At 62.8% G+C, this 18029-nt stretch carries 18 protein-coding genes and 1 pseudogene; 15 read left to right on the top strand and 4 right to left on the bottom strand.

Features of this window, described 5'->3' with window-relative positions:
* Window positions 1-161 precede the first annotated feature (161 nt).
* On the bottom strand, window positions 162-458 hold the full coding sequence (locus tag HLA95_RS25290) for a hypothetical protein (RefSeq protein ID WP_191057984.1): 297 nt from the start codon (window positions 456-458) through the stop codon (window positions 162-164).
* A gap of 295 nt (window positions 459-753) precedes the next feature.
* On the opposite strand from HLA95_RS25290, the gene HLA95_RS25285 reads away from it, so the two are divergent.
* Entirely contained in the window at window positions 754-1098 is a 345-nt protein-coding gene (locus HLA95_RS25285) for a hypothetical protein (RefSeq protein ID WP_191057985.1), read from the top strand.
* An 87-nt stretch (window positions 1099-1185) separates the two neighbouring features.
* Here the strand turns inward: HLA95_RS25285 and HLA95_RS25280 are convergent, their stop codons facing one another.
* Window positions 1186-2070, bottom strand: coding sequence for an SAM-dependent methyltransferase (locus HLA95_RS25280; protein WP_222184916.1), 885 nt, complete (start codon window positions 2068-2070; stop codon window positions 1186-1188).
* 731 nt (window positions 2071-2801) lie between these two features.
* Between HLA95_RS25280 and HLA95_RS25275 the strand changes: the two genes are divergently transcribed.
* The 11 genes and pseudogenes from HLA95_RS25275 (at window position 2802) to HLA95_RS25225 (ending at window position 11520) form a co-directional block, all read left to right on the top strand.
* Window positions 2802-3323 (top strand): DUF2141 domain-containing protein, encoded by a 522-nt coding sequence (locus HLA95_RS25275; RefSeq protein ID WP_223861367.1) that lies wholly within the window; start codon window positions 2802-2804, stop codon window positions 3321-3323.
* 130 nt (window positions 3324-3453) lie between these two features.
* Window positions 3454-4392 carry a fructose bisphosphate aldolase gene (locus tag HLA95_RS25270; protein ID WP_191057987.1) on the top strand — a complete coding sequence of 313 codons (939 nt, stop codon included), beginning with the start codon at window positions 3454-3456 and terminating at the stop codon, window positions 4390-4392.
* 28 nt (window positions 4393-4420) lie between these two features.
* Window positions 4421-6469: a transketolase gene (gene tkt / locus HLA95_RS25265; RefSeq protein WP_191057988.1), complete on the top strand. Its 2049-nt coding sequence runs from the start codon at window positions 4421-4423 to the stop codon at window positions 6467-6469.
* A gap of 59 nt (window positions 6470-6528) precedes the next feature.
* Window positions 6529-7629: pseudogene (gene tal / locus HLA95_RS25260) on the top strand (transaldolase); the annotation flags it as partial.
* Between the two features lie 337 nt (window positions 7630-7966).
* Window positions 7967-8188: a DUF2934 domain-containing protein gene (locus tag HLA95_RS25255; RefSeq protein WP_191057990.1), complete on the top strand. Its 222-nt coding sequence runs from the start codon at window positions 7967-7969 to the stop codon at window positions 8186-8188.
* A gap of 349 nt (window positions 8189-8537) precedes the next feature.
* Entirely contained in the window at window positions 8538-8999 is a 462-nt protein-coding gene (locus HLA95_RS25250) for a phasin family protein (protein ID WP_191057991.1), read from the top strand.
* 5 nt (window positions 9000-9004) lie between these two features.
* A complete protein-coding gene (locus HLA95_RS25245; RefSeq protein ID WP_222184914.1) occupies window positions 9005-9502 on the top strand; it encodes a YsnF/AvaK domain-containing protein in 498 nt (165 codons plus the stop codon).
* A 61-nt stretch (window positions 9503-9563) separates the two neighbouring features.
* Complete coding sequence (locus tag HLA95_RS25240) at window positions 9564-10250, top strand: YsnF/AvaK domain-containing protein (protein ID WP_191057993.1); 687 nt, start codon at window positions 9564-9566, stop codon at window positions 10248-10250.
* Window positions 10251-10542: 292 nt separating this feature from the next.
* Window positions 10543-10854, top strand: a complete 312-nt coding sequence (locus HLA95_RS25235) for a hypothetical protein (protein ID WP_191057994.1) — start codon at window positions 10543-10545, stop codon at window positions 10852-10854.
* 172 nt (window positions 10855-11026) lie between these two features.
* Window positions 11027-11284, top strand: a complete 258-nt coding sequence (locus tag HLA95_RS25230; protein ID WP_191057995.1) for an HAD family hydrolase — start codon at window positions 11027-11029, stop codon at window positions 11282-11284.
* On the top strand, window positions 11272-11520 hold the full coding sequence (locus HLA95_RS25225; protein WP_191058000.1) for a DUF3734 domain-containing protein: 249 nt from the start codon (window positions 11272-11274) through the stop codon (window positions 11518-11520). Before HLA95_RS25230 ends, HLA95_RS25225 begins: the two co-directional genes overlap by 13 nt.
* Window positions 11521-11584: 64 nt before the next feature.
* On the opposite strand, the gene HLA95_RS25220 is transcribed toward HLA95_RS25225, so the two are convergent.
* On the bottom strand, window positions 11585-11923 hold the full coding sequence (locus HLA95_RS25220; protein WP_322100169.1) for a response regulator: 339 nt from the start codon (window positions 11921-11923) through the stop codon (window positions 11585-11587).
* A 25-nt stretch (window positions 11924-11948) separates the two neighbouring features.
* Window positions 11949-15524, bottom strand: coding sequence for a CheR family methyltransferase (locus HLA95_RS25215; RefSeq protein WP_191057997.1), 3576 nt, complete (start codon window positions 15522-15524; stop codon window positions 11949-11951).
* A gap of 379 nt (window positions 15525-15903) precedes the next feature.
* Between HLA95_RS25215 and HLA95_RS25210 the strand changes: the two genes are divergently transcribed.
* The 3 genes from HLA95_RS25210 (at window position 15904) to HLA95_RS25200 (ending at window position 17831) form a co-directional block, all read left to right on the top strand.
* Window positions 15904-16113, top strand: coding sequence for a DUF533 domain-containing protein (locus HLA95_RS25210; RefSeq protein WP_255592242.1), 210 nt, complete (start codon window positions 15904-15906; stop codon window positions 16111-16113).
* A 381-nt stretch (window positions 16114-16494) separates the two neighbouring features.
* Window positions 16495-16926, top strand: coding sequence for a YsnF/AvaK domain-containing protein (locus HLA95_RS25205; RefSeq protein WP_191062407.1), 432 nt, complete (start codon window positions 16495-16497; stop codon window positions 16924-16926).
* Complete coding sequence (locus HLA95_RS25200) at window positions 16923-17831, top strand: YsnF/AvaK domain-containing protein (RefSeq protein WP_222184912.1); 909 nt, start codon at window positions 16923-16925, stop codon at window positions 17829-17831. The genes HLA95_RS25205 and HLA95_RS25200 overlap by 4 nt, the downstream gene beginning before the upstream one ends.
* Window positions 17832-18029 lie beyond the last annotated feature (198 nt).

Genomic DNA, 18029 nt, shown 5'->3' with positions numbered 1-18029 from the left:
CCGACTCCATCACCAAGAATGACCGGGAACTCCAGTAGATAATGGGTCATATTCTGCTGCCTGGGCTGGCGTTGCTGAAAGGCTCTGAAGGAATAACAGCTAGGGTCCAGCCCGATACGGCGCCATCTATCAATGGATACAGCCTGCCCCGGCCGTCTTCTTCAGGAAGGGTGCACCGCAAGGTGGTTGCGCAGCGCGGTGCAGCTGTGCCGGACGAGTGCCAAGATCCGCTCGGCGCCGCCCCAGGGCACGTGCTTGCGCTGGGAGTAGAGGATGGACAGCCAGTTCTCGAGGCAGCCGATCTTCTCCCAGATATAGGGGTCGGCGGCTTCCGGGCAGGAGCGCATCCTGCCGGTCAGGCCGCGTGCCGCCTCCAATGCCTGAAGATTGTTCCGGCCATAGCTGCTGTCGGTGACGAGCTGATCGAGCTCGTCCAGGAGGCTGAGAAAATGGTTCATCGTTATCTCCCGGGGGCACCAGATGCGGCTGGTGCCCAGGGCAGGACCAAACATCTGCCCCAGGCTCTTCTTCGGCAAGAGAAGAGACCAGACCTATAAAATCAATATATTCCGACAAGGGCTGCTTCTTGTCCTGGCAATCGGAGATGCTGCGCAAGAACACTGCTGAGTATGACATAAGCATCATGTTAAGAGGGAAGACGTCTGCAGCCGACTGCTGGATAATTTGTGCCGATCCCGCCACCGGCCCTTGCCGGCACTGGCGAAACGACTACCGATCTTCAGGATTGATCTGGTGCTGGCTTTGGGCAATCTGCAGGTGAACGACACCACCCTGATCACCGCCACGGTGCTGGACGTGCAGCCAATGCCCAAGGGCAGGCTGCTGGCCCTGGCATCGGTGGAGCTGGTGCTGGATGGGGTGCCGCTCGTGCTGCACGGGGTGCAGGTGATCCGGCTCAAGCACCCAGTCACCGGGGAGGAAGCCACCGGCGTTGACCTGCCCCGTTATCGGGCACCAGACGGCAGCTGGCGCCAAGCGGTCGAGCTGCCGCCGGAATTGCGCCGCCCCTTGGGCGACGCCGTGCTGGAGCAGTGCTGCGCGCTGGGCATCACCCAGCGGAACCGGCCTGCCGCCTGAGCGGCGGCTGTCCATGGGGGATGAGGCCGCCCAGGCTGGTTGTCACATCATGAAAGGATCACGAGATGAAATTCATGGTCGAGGTCCTCAATGTCGCCGGAAGACGAAGCGGCACAGCTGGAGCTCCTTCTTCTTGAAGCGGTAGATCGAGCCACGCAGGTAGCGCTCATAGAATACGAAGGTCTGGGTGCTGGTCATCGCCTCGATCTCCCGCTGCCGGGCGCGCAGCCGCTCCAGCCAGACCTGCAGGGTCTGGATGTAGTCGTTGCGGCGGTTCTCCAGGTAGATCGGTTCAAAGGTGCTGACCGAGGCCTCCAGCACGTCGGCGAGGTAGGGCGGATCGGTCTCCGGGAAGACGTCCTGTGCCAAGATGAGACTGCTCCTGTCGCGTGGGACGTTGCCCCAGGTGATGCTCTGCAAAGACAGGTGTGCGCCACGGTTCAGCCAACCATGGCACCGCTCGAAGAACCGCCGATAGATTGCGACCTTCTCAGCCGCTGACAGGCCGGGCCGCGTGAAGTGCTCGAACGCCCCCACCGAGACGATGCCCGAGAACTTGCTGGCCGGTCGATAGTCCTCATAATTCTCCAGCCGGACCTCGACGCCGGGCAGGTCGAGCGCACGCACGTAGTTGTACTGGTCGCTGCTCAGGGTCAGACCGGTTGCTTCGGCGACGCCATATTGCTCGACCGCCCGGCGCAGCATGGAGCCCCAGCCGCAGCCGATGTCGAGCAGGCTGTCGCCCGGCCCGATGCCGGCGGCCTTCAGGTGGAAGTCGAGCTTGGCTTCCTGCGCGAGTTCCAGGCTGACCGGACTGGCCGTAGCTTGGTGCGGATCGCCCCAGCGGGCGGCACTGTAGGTCAGGTTGCGGTCGAGCCACAGCCGATAGAACTCGGTTCCAACGTCGTAGTGGTAGGAGATGGCTTCGGCCGACGCGCCGGAAGGTTGGTTTTCAGGGGTTTGCTCGCTCATGAGATCAAACCTTGACGTGGTGCTGATGCCAATCCCCGGCCGTTGCCTGCCTCCGAGGTTCTTCCCGATATAGTCCAAGCAGCGCCTCGCGCGGCTCACACGGATGGGCGTTAAGATTTTTGCGGATCATGTTGACCACGCCCCCCATAGAAGGCTGCTTCGAGTTGATGGACAACACGAACGATACTGGTAGCCGATTTGATATGTCTTGAATAATGTCTGGTGTGTCTGAAGTCATTCAATTCAGGCGCCCACCTTGATAGCTACACAGCAACGATTCAAAGGCGCGATGAGTGCCTCTGCAAGCAGGTTCGCCGGGAAACACTAACCATCGACGAGATCCTCGCGTTCCGCAATCCGGCTGCTCTGTCAGCTTCGCCGACGATCGCCAGTCGCTCGTGACGGCCGAAGGCTTGAAGGTCACCCGGTCGGGCTGCCGCAGATCGGCCTGATCGACCAGCCCGGCCAGGACGGCACCGCCTGCTGGCTCACAGACAAGGACCCGCGTCCGAGCGGCCTGCCGTTCGCCAGATCCGGAGACCACTTCTCGTGTCACTGGGGCCCGGTGGCGGCGAAAATGAACGGGGTGGAGCCCCAGATGTGGCTGCTGACGTGCGCGCCTATCGCTTAGTGCTGGGACTAGGGCAACGAACTCGGCCAGTTCCTGCCCTGGACCTGGAATGCTGAGGCGATCAGATTTGCGGTCAAGTGCTTCGGAATGGGAGGCATCGATGGCCATGCTTGGCGGGAAGAAAGTTCCGGACTGGACCGCGACGCACCCGGCGCGGCTCGTGGCGGTCATCTCGTTGGCGCTGGCCCCTCTCCCAGTCGCGGCCGGCGAACTTCGCGTGACGATCGAAGGCATCCGCTCGTCGGATGGCACGGTTATGATCGGGCTCTACGACAGCCCAGCGAGCTTCGCCCGGGCCGTCGAGGCATCGGCCGGCGAGGGCTTCCTGGTTGATCCGCAGCGCTTCGCTGCCGTAGCGCTGCGCGCCAACGCCGCGATGCGGAGTGCTGTGGTCTTCAGCAATCTCGATCCGGGACGGTACGCCGTCATCGCCTTCCACGACGAGAACGGGAACACCAAGCTCGACAAGAACTTCATGGGCGTTCCGATCGAGCCATATGGGTTCAGCAACAACGTCCAGGGATTCCTCGGCCCCCCACCCTTTGACGACGCAGCCATGGCGCTCGAAGACAATAATCAGGCCATCCACATCGCGATGGTCTATCACAAGGAGGACAAGTAGGACGCGATCTGCAGACGATTGGGAACGCACGGTTGGCCAGAGTTTTCCTTGGGCTTGTTGTTGGTGAATAGTCTTATTGATTGCGGTGTCCCCGTCTAGCCAACTGCTCAGCTCTCAGGAGAAACAAAGTATGAATAGCCAAACAATGGCCGCACAAATCACCCGTGGTGATGGGTTCATCGCCGCGCTTGACCAGAGTGGTGGGTCGACCCCGGGTGCATTGCGTCTCTATGGCATCCCGGACACCGCCTACACCGATGAGGCCAAGATGTTCACGTTCATGCATGAAATGCGGGTGCGCATCATGACGTCGCCGGCCTTCACCGGGGCGCAGGTGCTGGCCGCAATCTTGTTCGAGAACACCATGGATGGCCAAGCGAACGGGATGCCCGTTCCAGCCTTCTTGTGGGAGCGCGGCGTTGTTCCCTTCCTCAAGGTCGACAAGGGGCTGGAGGCGGAGAAGGACGGAGTCAGCCTGATGAAGCCGATGCCGGAGCTGGATGTGCTGCTCGCGCGGGCAGTGACGCTTGGCATCTTCGGCACCAAGATGCGCTCAACGATCAACCTTCCTTCGCAAGAAGGTATTGCCGCCGTCGTGAAGCAGCAGTTCGAGGTCGCTGCACAGATTGCCGGCCATGGGCTGATGCCGATCATCGAACCGGAAGTGCTGATCAAGAGCCCCGATAAAGCCGGGGCCGAAGCGATCTTACGGGCAGAAATCCTCAAGCAGCTTGACGCCCTGCCGGACGGTAGGCAGGTCATGCTGAAGTTGACGATCCCGGCCACTGCCGACTTCTACCGGGAGCTGACACAGCATGAGAGGGTGGCCAGGGTGGTGGCGCTGTCGGGAGGCTATTCCCGAACGGAAGCTTGCCGTCGTCTGGCCGCCAATCACGGCATGATCGCAAGCTTCTCGCGGGCGCTGACTGAAGGCCTTCAGCATTCGATGAGCGACGCGGCATTCGATGCCGCCCTGGCGAGTTCGATCGCTGAGATCTATCAGGCTTCCACCAAGAAAAGTGACAAGGGCCGGTACGATCCCCCAGGGCAGCCGTTGTACTCGATCTAGCCTAACCAGCCTTCATAAAGGGCCTCTCATGGCTGATACCATCTCCGATCAAGCCATGAAGACCGTTCCGGCCGCGCGGGATCAGCCCCTACGCGACATGGCGAACTGCAGTCGGTTCCTGTCCATGGATGCCGTGCAGCAAGCCAAGAGCGGCCACCCTGGTGCCCCGATGGGTATGGCGGACATCGCGGCTGTCTTGTTCAGGGACTTCATGCAGTTCGATGCGGCGGCGCCGCACTGGATCGACCGTGATCGCTTCATCATGTCGAACGGCCACGGGTCGATGCTGCTGTATAGCCTGCTATACCTTACCGGCTACAAGGACATGCCGATCGAGGAGCTGAAGCGCTTCCGCCAGATCGGCAGCAAGACGCCGGGTCACCCGGAGTACCATCACGCGGACGGGATCGAGTTGACCACCGGCCCCCTGGGCCAGGGCGTGGCCGAGTCGGTCGGCATGGCGCTGGGTGAGCGGATCATGAACGCGCAGTTCGGCGACGAGCTGGTCAACCACTATACCTATGTTTTCATGGGGGACGGATGCCTGATGGAGGGCATCAGCCAGGAGGCGATCTCGCTGGCGGGCCACCTGAAGCTGGGCCGGCTGATTGCCTTCTGGGACAACAACTCGATCTCGATCGATGGGGCCACCAGCCTTGCCGTCTCGGACAATGAGGTCGAGCGGTTCCGGGCCTCTGGCTGGCACGTGCTGGAGATCGACGGCCACGACACGGACGCGATCCGCGAGGCGATCTTCACCGCCCGATCGGTCACGGATCGGCCCACAATGATCGCCTGCCGCACGATCATCGGTTTCGGCTTCCCGACCAAGGCCGGCACGCAGAAGGCGCACAGCGACGCACCTGGCGAGGAGGAGATTGCTGGTGCTCGCAAGATCCTGGGCTGGGATTCCTCCCCCTTCATCATCCCCGAGCACCTCCTCGCCGAGTGGCGGGCCATCGGCGCCAAGGGCGCCGCAGCACGTCTGGCCTGGGTCGGGCGGGTGAAGCAAGCGCCCGATGCACTGCGCTTGGAGTTCGAGCGGCGCAACGAAGGCAAGCTGCCGGCGGACTGGAAGTCTGCCATCGCCGCCTCCCGCGCAGAGTTCATCAAGAATGGCAAGGAGCTGGCGACACGACAGGCCAGCGGTGCCGTGTTGAACCACCTGTTCGATGCCATTCCGGAGATGTTGGGCGGCTCCGCCGATCTGACGCCGTCGAACAACACTCGCGCGAAGAACCAGGTCGAGATCAAGCCAGGCGAGTACAAAGGCTCCTACGTGCATTACGGCGTGCGCGAGCATGGCATGGCGGCGGCGATGAACGGCATTGCCCTGCATGGCGGTCTGATCCCGTACGGCGGTACGTTCCTCTGCTTTTCGGATTACTGCCGCCCCGCCATCCGCCTTGCGGCGATGATGGACATCCGTACCACCTTCGTGATGACGCATGATTCGATTGGGCTCGGCGAGGACGGCCCAACCCACCAGCCGGTTGAGCACCTGTCGGCTCTCCGCGCCATCCCTCATCTGGCGGTCTATCGGCCTGGCGACGCGGTGGAGACAGCGGAATGCTGGGAGGTCATCCTGGACAACCCGCGTCGCGCTGCCGTGCTGGCCTTATCCCGTCAGCCGATGCGGCTGCTGCGGCAGGAGCCGGGCACTGAGAACAAATCCGCCCGTGGCGCCTACGTGCTGTTGGAAGCGGAGGGCGGCACACGCAAGCTGACCTTGATGGCTACCGGCTCGGAACTGCACCTGGCTGTGGAGGCACGAGCGGTTCTGCAGCAGCAGGGTGTGCCAACCGCCGTGGTATCCATGCCCTGCGCGCTGATCTTCAACGAGCAGGATGCCGCCTACCAGCTTGCCGTGCTCGGCGAGACCCATGCACGGGTAGCGGTCGAGGCAGCGGTCCAGATGAGTTGGGACCGATATCTCGGGTTCCAGGGCCGCTTCGTTGGCACGCATGGCTTCGGCGAGTCCGGGAAGATGGCCGACGTCTACAAAAAGTTCGACATCACCGCCGAGGCGGTCGTGCGCGCTGCCTGGGATAGTCTGCACGCCGTATATGGCCAATAAGCCTGCAGCTCAGAATTCATCCGCCGCACCCGGTCATCCAAACATCACAGGAGGCCGTCATGGCCAACGCCTTGCAACAGCTTGCGGACACTGGTGTCGCCGTGTGGCTCGACGATCTTAGCCGCGCCCGGATCAAGTCAGGCGAACTGGCTGGAATGGTTAAGCACGGCGGTGTCGTCGGGATCACCACCAATCCGACAATCTTCGCCAAGGCGATCGGTTCGGGTTCCGGCTATGAGGATCAGGTGCACGACCTTGCGCTACGGGGCACAGCCGTCGGTGAGACGGTGCGGCTGCTCACTGCATGGGACGTCCGGGCTGCCTGCGATGTGCTGCGTCCTACCGCATCCCGCACGGGTGGACGTGATGGGCGGGTGTCGATCGAGGTCGATCCGCGCATTGCCCAGGATGCCGCGCGTACGGCGGCCGAAGCGCGCGGGCTGTGGTGGCTGGTCGACCGGCCCAACCTGTTCATCAAGATCCCAGCGACGCTGGAGGGGCTTCCTGCCATCACAGAGACGCTCGCCGCAGGCATCTCCGTCAATGTCACCCTCATCTTCTCGGTCGAGCGTTACCGCGCCGTCCTTGACGCCTTCCTCAACGGGCTTGAGCAAAGGCTGGCTAATGGTGGGTCACTCGAAGGACTGGAGAGCGTTGCCTCCTTCTTCGTGAGCCGCATCGACGTCGAGGTGGACCGGCGGCTGGATGCGATCACAGGTGAAGGTTCGGCCGAAGCTGCCCGCCTGCGAGGAAAGACAGCGATCGCGAATGCGCAGCTTGCCTACGAGGTCTATGAGGACGCCTTGGCGTCACCGCGGTGGCGGGAGTTGCAGGCAAAAGGGGGCCGAATGCAGCGCCTGCTTTGGGCCTCGACCGGGGTGAAGGATAAGGCGTACGACGACACTCGCTACGTGGTGGACCTGGCGGCCCCAGACACCGTGAACACGATGCCAGCTGCGACGCTGGACGCCGTGGCGGACCATGGGCGACCGCGTGGCAACGCGATCAAGGGCACCTATGAGGCAGCACGCAGTACCTTCCATGATCTGCAGCAGGTTGGCATCGACTTCGAGGATGTCGTGAATGGGCTGGAGGAACAAGGCTTGGCCTCATTTGCCAAAAGCTGGGACGAGCTTATTGCCTCGGTGACTAGTCAGCTGGAAAAGGCGGGCGCCGAGGTCATGCCTGCTGGATCGGTGAAACCGATCAGTGCGGATCATCAGACACATGAAGCAGCCCCAGCCTCGGCCGCCCCGCGTCAGACTACGGGTAGCCCCAGCAGCATGCGGTAAACCCCAAAGAGGATGGTCCCGTACAGCTTAACCATTCGACAGGGGCGGCCCCAATGCCCCGACCGATGCGCAGTACGAAGACCAAGCATCGAAGGTAGCAGCCCATGCACAGCTTGTGCCAGATGCCGATCTTCCAAGGCTGACGACCAGGATGCACGTCAACCGGGGCAGGGCCTTGGCTCCCTACAGGGATAATGGCGAAGTCATGTCCCAAACGAAGAAGGCTCTTGAGCAGGCGGTTCGGGAACACGCCTACTTCTTATGGCAGGAGGACGGGTGTTCCGATGGACGTGCCGACGAATATTGGCAGCGCGCTCATGACCAGCATCTGCGCGAACGTCCCTACGTTCTTTGGCAGCAGGAAGGCTGCCCAAACGGCCGAGCCGACGAGCACTGGCAGCTGACCCAGGAAGTTCAGGCGGACTGAAATTAATGCCGGCCTCTTCGTTGGCGGACGAAGGCCCGCGGTCGGTTTTGCGCCTCAGCAGGCTCCAGCAGCCACAGCTGCTGCCGTTCCTTGGGCCGTTCCAAGCTGAAGTGAGCAAGGGACCGCATGCGGCGCATAGTAGATGCTGCAGTGAAGCTGTGGCATTTTTGACATCGGCTAGTACCATGAACTTAATGTTGAACTTATGAAGTATCATTATCGAATGGTATATAATTTTGGCTATTCCATTGTGCGTTGCAGCATATCGCACTACATATAGCGTACAGAGAAATTCGACTGTCGTAGCTCTCACCGAGAGCCTCCTAAATCTTCAGAAAGACAGATTCTTATGGCGCAGATCTCCAAGCCGCAGAGCGACAAGACCACGAGAAACAACGTCGCCGACCAGAACAGGCACGCCGCCGAGCGAGTCGCCGACGCCACACACAGCGCCGCCGGCAAGGCTGAGGACATGGGCCGTAACGGCCTGGCCGAGATGCAGCGCAGCGCGACAGCGACGCTTGAGACGCAGCGGGCCGTTGCCGGCCAGGCGGCGCAGGACACGAAGGAATTCGGCCAGGCGCTCTCGCAGCTGTTCAACGAGCAGGCCCAGCACAATCTCGAGGTCCTCACCAAGCTGACCCGCACCTTCAGCCCGGCCGAGGCCGCGCAGATCCAGGCGGACTTCCTGCGCGCCAGCATGGACCGCTCGGTGCATTTCACCCGGCGCTACTTCGAGACGGCTCAGGCGACCATGTTCTCGGCGATGGCCAAGATGCCGACTGACCAGGCGTCCACCTCCCGCCGCTGATCGCGATGCGCCTGCCCATGGCAGGCGCCGGATCGCCCTCCTCCAGCGCAGCGATCTGCTGGAACCCCATGTCGGAAGGAAAGCCGGTGGCTCAGGTGGCCCACAAGCCCGACAGTGACCACGAAACCGTCGACGTGGTCGAAGAGCGGGCGATCGTTCTCAAGCGGAAGAAACTCACCGGCGGCGTGCGCGTGCGCACCGTTGTCCGCGAGCACGAGCAACTGGTCGACGAGCTTCTCCATTCCGAACAGGCCGAGGTGGAACGCATTCCGCTCGATCGCTGGGTGGAGGAGCCGGTCCCGGTCCGCCAGGAGGGCGACACCACGATCATCACCCTGCACGAGGAGGTGGTCGTGGTCGAAAAGCGCCTGCGCGCGATCGAGGAGATCCGGATGACCCGGCGGCACACCGTCCACGCCGATCAGCAGCGTATCATGCTGCGGCGCGAGGAAGCGGTCGTCGAGGACCTCGATACGTCCGGCAGCAGCGACGACCCGCGCTGATCTCTTACTTCCGCCGCTCCCGAAAAAGCGGCATCCGCAACCCATCGAGGATGAACACCAGATGTCCACGACCGTCATCGGTACGATCGAGACTTCTAAGATCGCACACGAGTTGATCGACGAGCTGGTCAAGGCCGGCTTCAAGAACAAGGACCTGCAGATCCTGCAAGGCGACCAGGACCAGCTCGTCGCCGAGATCGTCGAGCTCGGCTTCGACAAGAGCGACGCCCGCGGCTACGCCAAGGCCGCCGGCAACGGCAAGACCGTGGTCGCCGCGCGGGTTCCCCAGGACAAGGCCGAGAAGGCCGCGGCCATCTTCGACCGCTACGAGGCCGCCGGGGACAAGGAGGGCTCCGAACTCGAAGAGGAGACTAGCCTGTCCGAGGTCGAGGAAAGGCTCTCGGTTGGTAAGAGCAAGACAGCGACCGGCGGCGTGCGGGTGACCACCAGCGTGAGCGAGAAGCCGGTTGAGAAGACCGTCCACCTGCGGGAGGAGCATGTCGAGGTCGAGCGCGAGCAGGTGAATCGCAAGCTGAAGCCCGCAGAAGCCGAGACGGCCTTCCAGGAGAAGACCGTCGAGATGCTCGGCACCGCCGAGGAGGTCGAGGTCGCCAAGGAAGCCTATATCGTCGAGGAGGTGACGCTGGGCAAGCGGGTCGAGGAGCACGACGAGAAGGTGCGCGACAAGGTCCGCCACACCAACGTCGAGGTCGAGAAGATCAAGCCCGCTGCCGCGAAGAAGCACTGATCCAGGCTGATACCGGCTATCGCGCGTAGGTCGGCCTACGGCACGTTTCAGGAAGAGCCCAGCACTCGAGGGTGCTGGGCTCTTCCTGCCTGATCGTGAACTGACCCACCAAGGATGGGGCTCAGCTGGCACCGGCACCATTGGAGCCGTCTGGGGAAGCTTGACGGTCTGGCCGTGAGTTTCCCCATGCGAGAAGCGTCCCATGACGCAGATGAGATCGGTACCGCAGCCGCTGCTTAGGTACCGTGCTGGGGGCACAAGCGAAGCCGCCGCAAAGCCGACGAAGTGCCCTATGCAAGCAAGCGCAACAGCTTCGTCAGACGGGGGAACACAAAGCCTGTCACCCGAACAGGAACAGCGACGGCTGGCCGCGCTACGGCGCTACGTGATCCTGGACACTCCGCCTGACGGCGCCTTCGATCATATCACGGCGGTGGCTGCCAAGCTTTGCGAGGTCCCGATCTCGATTGTCAGCCTGGTCAATCACGATCGCATCTGGTTCAAGTCGCACCATGGCCTGCAGGTGGATCAGATCGGCCGCGATCCTGGCTTGTGCGCATCGGCGGTCCTCGACCATCGCCCTTGGGTGGTCAGCAATGCGTAGACCGACCGGGCGGGCACTCGCCAACCCGCTGGTGGCTGGCGAGTTCGGGTTGCCTTTTTATAACGTGGAGGCTCATGGATAGGCCAGTGCATCCCATTGCTAGGCCACCCACGGAACGGCCGGAGCGTGATCTTGTTGCAGAGGTCTTCTTCCTTATCGCATTGGAACCACTATGATCGCTGCTGTCATCTTCGACATGGACAGCACGCTGATCGCTAGCGTCGACCTGCACGCGGCATCCTGGCAGCGTACCTTCGCCCAATTCGACCATCGGATCGACTATGCCGCCATCCGCGCTCAGATCGGCAAAGGCGGCGACCAGCTGATGCCAGTCTTCTTGCCAGACGAGGAGGTCGAGCGGGTTGGTCCTAAGATGGAGCGGTTTCGCAACTCCAGCCCGACGGGCCGAAGGCTCACCTGGTTCACCTGATCTACCAGGCGCCGAGCCATGAGCTAGCAGCAAAGACCCTGGATTTCTCGCCGTCCTCGATCAGGGACCGTTGGGCAAGCGGGCGGCGTGACATGGCCAGCGGCTTGGCGCTGCTAGAGCCGACCGCCGACGCTACGAGACGGTTCAGCTATCTTCCCATCGATGCCCATGTGGCAACCATCGAAGCCGAGGCCGGCGCATTGAACACAGAGCGGAAGCTTGGTCGAGCCGCTTGACCCTGTCCTCGCAGACATCTCCACGACGCCATAGATAATCGGCACCGTCTGAAGGACGCTTGGCTTAGCCGCCTTGCTGGCAGAGCAGTCGCACCTGCTCTTCAAGTTCCTGATGGGTGAATGGCTTGGCCAAGCGAGGCTTGCCCTGCAAGGCTTCGGGCAGGGCCCAGTCCCCATAGCCGCTCGCCAACAAAAACGGGACGCCTCGGGCCAGGAGCTGTTCAGCCACCGGAAAAACGTGGCCGCCGCGGATGGTCACATCCAGGACCGCCGCATCGAGCGCTTCCTGGCTGGCCAGTTGTAGTGCCTTGTCCAGCCTGCCTACCGGGCCCACCACCACGCAGCCGAGGTCCTGCAGGGTCTCCTCAATCAACAAGGCGATGAGGGTCTCATCCTCCACCACCAAGATGCGCTGTCCTGCTAAGCTATCATTGGTCATCAGATTGGCCGCCGGCTTTATCGCCGATCCAGAGCTGGCCGACTTCCTCGATCACAGGAAGCGTCATCGAGCAGTGCAGCCCGTCGACCCTGAACTCCCGGCTCACCTCGGCGTCGAGTTCGTGGGTCAGTGTCCGCTCGATCAGCGTCGTCCCGAACCCGCGCCTGAAGGGAGGCGCCACCGGCGGTCCACCTGCCTCTATCCAGCTGAGGGTCAGCAAGCGCTCGCTCGATTTTGCCGCGACGTCCCAGCTGACCGCCAGCTGACCAGAGGTGGTGGAAAGTGCACCGTACTTGGCGGCGTTGCTGGCCAGTTCATGGACCGCCATGGCCAAGGCCAACCCTGCCTTGGGCGTCAACGCCACATCCGGGCCGGTGATCACCAGGTGGCCATTGCCCCGCTCATAGGGTGCAAGTTCCGTCGCGAAGATGGCATGTAGCGACATCTGGCCGTTGCCCGCCTGGGTCAACAGGCTGTGCGCCTTGGCGATCGCCTTGATGCGGCCTTCGACCTCGGCCGCAAACAGTTTGGGCTCCGGATTGCCTCTCAAGGTCTGCGAGACCACCGCTGACACGACCGCCAGGATGTTCTTCACCCGGTGATCGAGTTCGCCCAGCAAGAGGGCAGCTTTGCGTTCGGCTGCCTTCCGCGCACTGATGTCGCGCGCGACCATCGAGGCACCAACGATCCGGCCGTCTCCTTGTCTGACCGGTGAGACCGTGATCGACACCTCGAGCAGCTGACCATTCCTGCCGGTTCGGGCGCTGTCGACGTCGGCGATGCGCTCGCCTTTCTCCAGCCTTGCCAGCACCAACGGCCAGTCTTCCGGCAGCGCCTCCCCCAATAGTTCGCTCAGCGATTGACCGAGCGCCTCCTCGGCCGGGTAGCCATAGAGCTGCTCAGCACCTTCGTTCCAGCTGGTGATGATACCATTCAGGTCATGGCTGATGATCGCATCCTGCGAGGAATCGACGATCGCTGCGAGCAGAGCACGCGCCTGCTCATGTTTTTTGCGCTCGGCAAGATCGATGAAAGCGACGACCACACCGTCAATCGTGTCGTTCAGGGCACGATACGGGCGCACCTGCATCAGGTAGGTGGTGGCGTCCGCCCCTCTCACCTCACGCTCGATGGGTGCCAGCGTGCGCAGCACTTCCTGCACGTCCTGGCTCAGCCCCGCCTGGGTCAGATGGGTGACGATGTCGGTGATCGGTCGGCCTTCGTCGCCCTCGCGTAGCTTGAAGATCTCCAGGAGGCGTGGGGTGAAGCGGCGGATGCGCAGGTCCCGGTCCAGGAACAGGATGGCGATCGAGGTGCTGTCGAAGAGGTTGGCAAGGTCGCTGTTGGAGCGCACCAGACTGTCGTTGCGGTGGTTCAGCTCCGCGTTGATGGTCTGCAGCTCCTCGTTGAGAGACTGCAACTCCTCCTTCGATGTCACCAGCTCTTCGTTGACCGAGCGCAGCTCCTCGTTGGCCGACAGGTATTCCTCGTTGGCCGAGCGCAGCTCCTCGTTGGATGCCTGGAGCTCGTCGGCTAGGCGGCGGAGCCGCTCCCGCGCTTCCAGCAGCTCCAGGTTCAGGGCCTTGATGGTCGCTGCCTGTCCTTCAGCAGGTACGGCCGGTCCTGCGGCGTTCGCCAAGATCGGCGCCGCTTCGACCACCTGGAACACGAGGACATACAAGCCCTCCTCCCCCGCCGAAGACAAGGGTTCGACGATCAGCTTGACCCGCTCATACGCGTCGCCTGTCTCCATGCTGACAGGACCGGATAGCGCCCGTGTCCCGGTCGCAGCCGCCTTTTGGAGCAAAGCAGTCGCAGCGGTGCGCAGATCCGGATGCAGGAGGCTGAACAGGCGCAGGCTGGCAATCCCGGATGCAGGCTCAAGGTACTTCGCGGTCTGCCCGGAGAACCGCAGGATGTCATGCCGGCTGTTCACCACCAAATACGCCGGCGCATGGCGGGCCATGGCGCGCGCCGCTCGCCGGTCGATGTCGTCTTCGACCAGTCCGGAAGATCGGCTGGCTTGGGGTGGATGCGGTGGCAAGGGCGTGGTGGAGAACGAGGCATGCCCGAGAGGAAAGGCAGGCAGCCGCCCCACTCCGTCCTGCCTGACATAGATGCGATGCCGTTTGTCGAGCGGCGCGAACAAATGAGGCTGCGCAGTGATGGTTTCTGCCGGACCCAGGAACAAGTGCCGGCTAGGCCGCAGCGCATAGTGGAAGGTGGTGAGCACCCGATGCTGCAGCTGCGGTTGCAAGTAGATCAGGAGGTTGCGGCAAGAGACCAGATCGAGCTGCGAGAATGGCGGGTCCTGGACGAGATCGTGCGTCGTGAACAGGCACATCTCCCGCAGGTCCTTGGCAACCCGGTAGTTGCCGTCCTCCTTCACGAAATGCCGCTCCAGGCGCTCCGGCGAGAGGTCGGCAACGATCGCTGCCAGATACAACCCTGCTCGGGCAGCCTCGATCGCACGGTCATCGAGATCGGTCGCGAAGATCTTGACCGGGCGACGGCTCTCAGCCCGCCCCAGAGCCTCCTTGAGCAGGATCGCGATCGAATATGCCTCTTCGCCGGTGGCGCACCCGGCCACCCATACCCGGATCGGTTCGGTGTCAGCGCGCTCCATCAGCAAGATCGGGATGATGGTGGCTTCGAGGACCTCGAACGCCTCCGCGTCGCGGAAGAACCGCGTGACCCCGATCAGGAGTTCGCGGAAGAGCAGTTCCGCCTCATGCGGCAGACTCCTTAACTGTTCGATGTAGGAGGTAACCTTGTCGGTCTGCAGGACGTGCATCCGGCGCTGAATGCGGCGCATCAACGTCCCGGTCTTGTACTGGCTGAAGTCACGACCGAGCCGGCTGTGCAGCACCGCGCAGATGGTGGCCAGGTGGCTGGGAAGATCCTGGCGAATGCCGTCCGGCCCCTTCTCGGCATCGCCGATCTTGCGATGGTTGCGGTATTCCACCAGGGCAGCCGGCATGTCCTCGACGGCCAGTACATGATCCACGAAACCGCCGGAGGCAGCGCTTTGCGGCATGCCGCTCTTGGCGTGATGGTCGAACTCCGCCTGGCTCAGGGTCAGTCCGCCCTGTTCCTTGATGGCGGCGATGCCGAGTGCACCGTCGCTGCCAAAGCCGGACAGGATGATCCCGACCGCGTTCTCGCCCTGGTCTTCCGCCAACGAGGTAAGAAAAGTGTTGATCGAGGTGCGCCGGGCAGCGGGTGGTGCCGGACTGTCGAGGTGCAGGACGTTGCTCTTGATGGTCAGGATGGTGTTGGGCGGAATGACGTAGACGTGGTTCGGGCGGATCTGCTCGCCGCCCTCGGCCAGATGCACTGGCATTGTGGTGTAGCCGGCGATGATCGCGACCAGGGAGCTGTCATGGTTGGGGTCGAGGTGCTGGACCAGCACGAAGGCCATTCCAGTGTCGGCAGGCATCCTTGCGAAGAACGACTGGAATGCATCGATTCCACCGGCTGAGGCACCGATGCCGACGATCAGGCGGGTGCGGTCTATCGAAGTTGCGGGTGAAAAGGTAGGTTCGCTCCCATTGGAAGGTTTCATCTTGCCGTGCTTTCATGCGGACTGCCGCTGGGACCACGCGGCATGCCTGATCCGGTCGCAAGATGCACCGCCAAAGCCTCTTCCTGAGCCGCCCAGGCGTTCCTGCACCACCACTCAACAATCACCAGAACCGACGGTTTCCGAAGCTGCTCTCAGGTGCGGCGGCCTTGGCGGCCTGATCGGCTCCATGCTCGGCGGCGGGCGTTCGAGCGGTGCGCTTGCTGGTGCAGCGATGGGCGTGATCGCCATGAACGCCTTACGCAACTGGGGCTAGTCCTCTTCCGCTTCCTGGACCGGAGCATCCAGCGCGGCTCCTGCGGAGCCGTTGAAGCCGGCAGAGGTGCCGGCGCCGGACGAGCGGCCCCAGCAGGTCATGCTGATGGCCATGATCGCGGCCGCCAAGTCCGATGGGCATGTCGATGATCGCGAGATGAACACCATCGTTGGCAAGCTCGAGGAGGCGGGAGCCGACACCGAGCAAAGAGACTGGGTGCTGTGCGAGCTGGCCAAGCCGCTGGATGTGGATGCCGTGGTGGCCGCCGTTCCCAATATCGAGGGGGCGCACAGGTTTAGGCGGTGTCGGTCCTGACGATCACTCCGTATAGGTCCGAGGAGGCCTATCTCGACGAGTTGGCCACGAAGCTCAGCCTGCAACCCGAGGTACAGGCATTTATTCATCAGCCTCTCGGCGTGCCGGTAGGGTAGTGCACCTTTTCTTCCGGTAGATGAGCGGCCCCGTCTCCCGTCACTGATCCACTGGAGAAGGCCGCTACAGAAGCCCCCCATAAAGCTAGCTGACCCAGAACCTGCTGGTCAGGAGCCTGACAAGTCATTTCTACAAATAGTAGCGTAAAAATATCCCCGCAGGAAGCACTGTATAACTTCTGCATATTGTCTCATTCACATACGTAATGTGCATCGTATATTTGTCTGAACGGGAACTACGGCATTCCGCTGCAGTTGCTGCCCCATGACCAAGCCCCCCGCTCCTGACCAACCCGACCAGCGGGTTGAACTGCTGGAAGAGCAGCTTCAGCTCCGCAAGCACTTGGTCGAGCTTGGCCGTGTGCTGGTCGAGACCAAGGTCGAGACCACGCCGCATGTCGTGGAGGCGCTCCTCAAGGAAGAGGAGGTCAAGGTCGAGCGTGTCCCGGTCGGTCAGTTCGTGGAGGAGGTCCCGCCGATCCGCGAAGAGAACGGGGTGCTCATCATCCCGGTTCTCGAGGAGCGGCTCGTGGTGCAGACCCGGCTGATGCTCAAGGAGGAGCTGCGGGTTACCAAGACCGTCCGTGAGGAACTGGTCCGCCGGACAATACCGCTCCGCGCGGAGCATGCGACGGTGACGCGACTGGAAGAGCCGGACCTGCGGTTCCCCATCACCGTGGAAGGTGAAGACCAATGACGCAGACGATGACGGCGCTCTACGACACGCTCGGCGCCGCGGAAGCTGCTCGGGATGAATTGATCGCTCTCGGCATCGCCGACAGTGAAGTCTTCGTCCGCAGCGCCGATACCGAAGCCAACACCGGATTGGCTCCCGGCACGGAGGATAAGGGCTTCTGGGCGAGCCTGGGCGACCTCTTCATGCCCGATAAGGACCGCTACGCCTATTCCGAAGGGATCCGGCGTGGCGGCTATCTGCTGTCGGTCCGGGTGCCGGATGGGCTGGAGGACCGGGCGGTCGACGTGATGGAACGCTCCGGTCCCATCGATCTGGACGAGCGTACTGAGACTTGGCGAGGCGAGGGCTGGACCGGCGGCACTAGTGCCACCAGCACAACGGGCAGCAGCAGCTATGCTTCCAGTCCAGGTGCCAACGCGATCGGCACAGCCGGTTACGCCGACACTGCCCGTACCAGCGCCTATGCGGATACAACCGCCTTCACGGGTACTGCTGGCACCGAGGCGACCGTCCAACTCACCGAGGAAGAGCTGAAGGTCGGCAAGCGCCAAGCCGCTGGTGGTCTGGTGCGGGTGCGTACCTATGTGGTCGAGCGCCCGGTGGAAGAGCAGGTCGACCTGCACTCGGAGCGGGTGACGATCGAGCGCCGGCCGGTGGACCAGGAGGTTGTGTCCGGTGTGGCTGCCTTCCAGGAGCGCACCATCGAGGCGGTGGAGCGCGGCGAAGAGGTGGTGGTCAGCAAGACTGCCCGGGTGAAGGAAGAGATCGCCCTGCACAAGGACGTCGAGACCCAGACCGAGATGGTCCGCGACACCGTGCGCAGCATGGACGTCGAGATCGAGGATGATCGGACCGGCCATGGCCTTGGCAGCACCGACCCTACGCTCCCGCGCGACAAGACCTGACCGCGGAAGGCCGTCCCTTGGGCAGCCTTCTTTTTGCACCATGCCAGCCCCTTTCTGAACGGAGCCGCCGATGGCGACCAACCACCACCCCGACACGCCGCGCAACCGTGGTGACTACGACGCGCCACACATGAGCCCGGCGACCCCGGCCGACGATGCCCGCACCATCATGATCAACAAGATCTCCTGGGGGGCGGT

The sequence above is a fragment of the Geminicoccus harenae genome (assembly GCF_019800005.1).
Classification (GTDB): Bacteria; Pseudomonadota; Alphaproteobacteria; order Geminicoccales; family Geminicoccaceae; genus Geminicoccus; species Geminicoccus harenae.
This window is presented reverse-complemented; position numbering and strand designations above follow the sequence as displayed.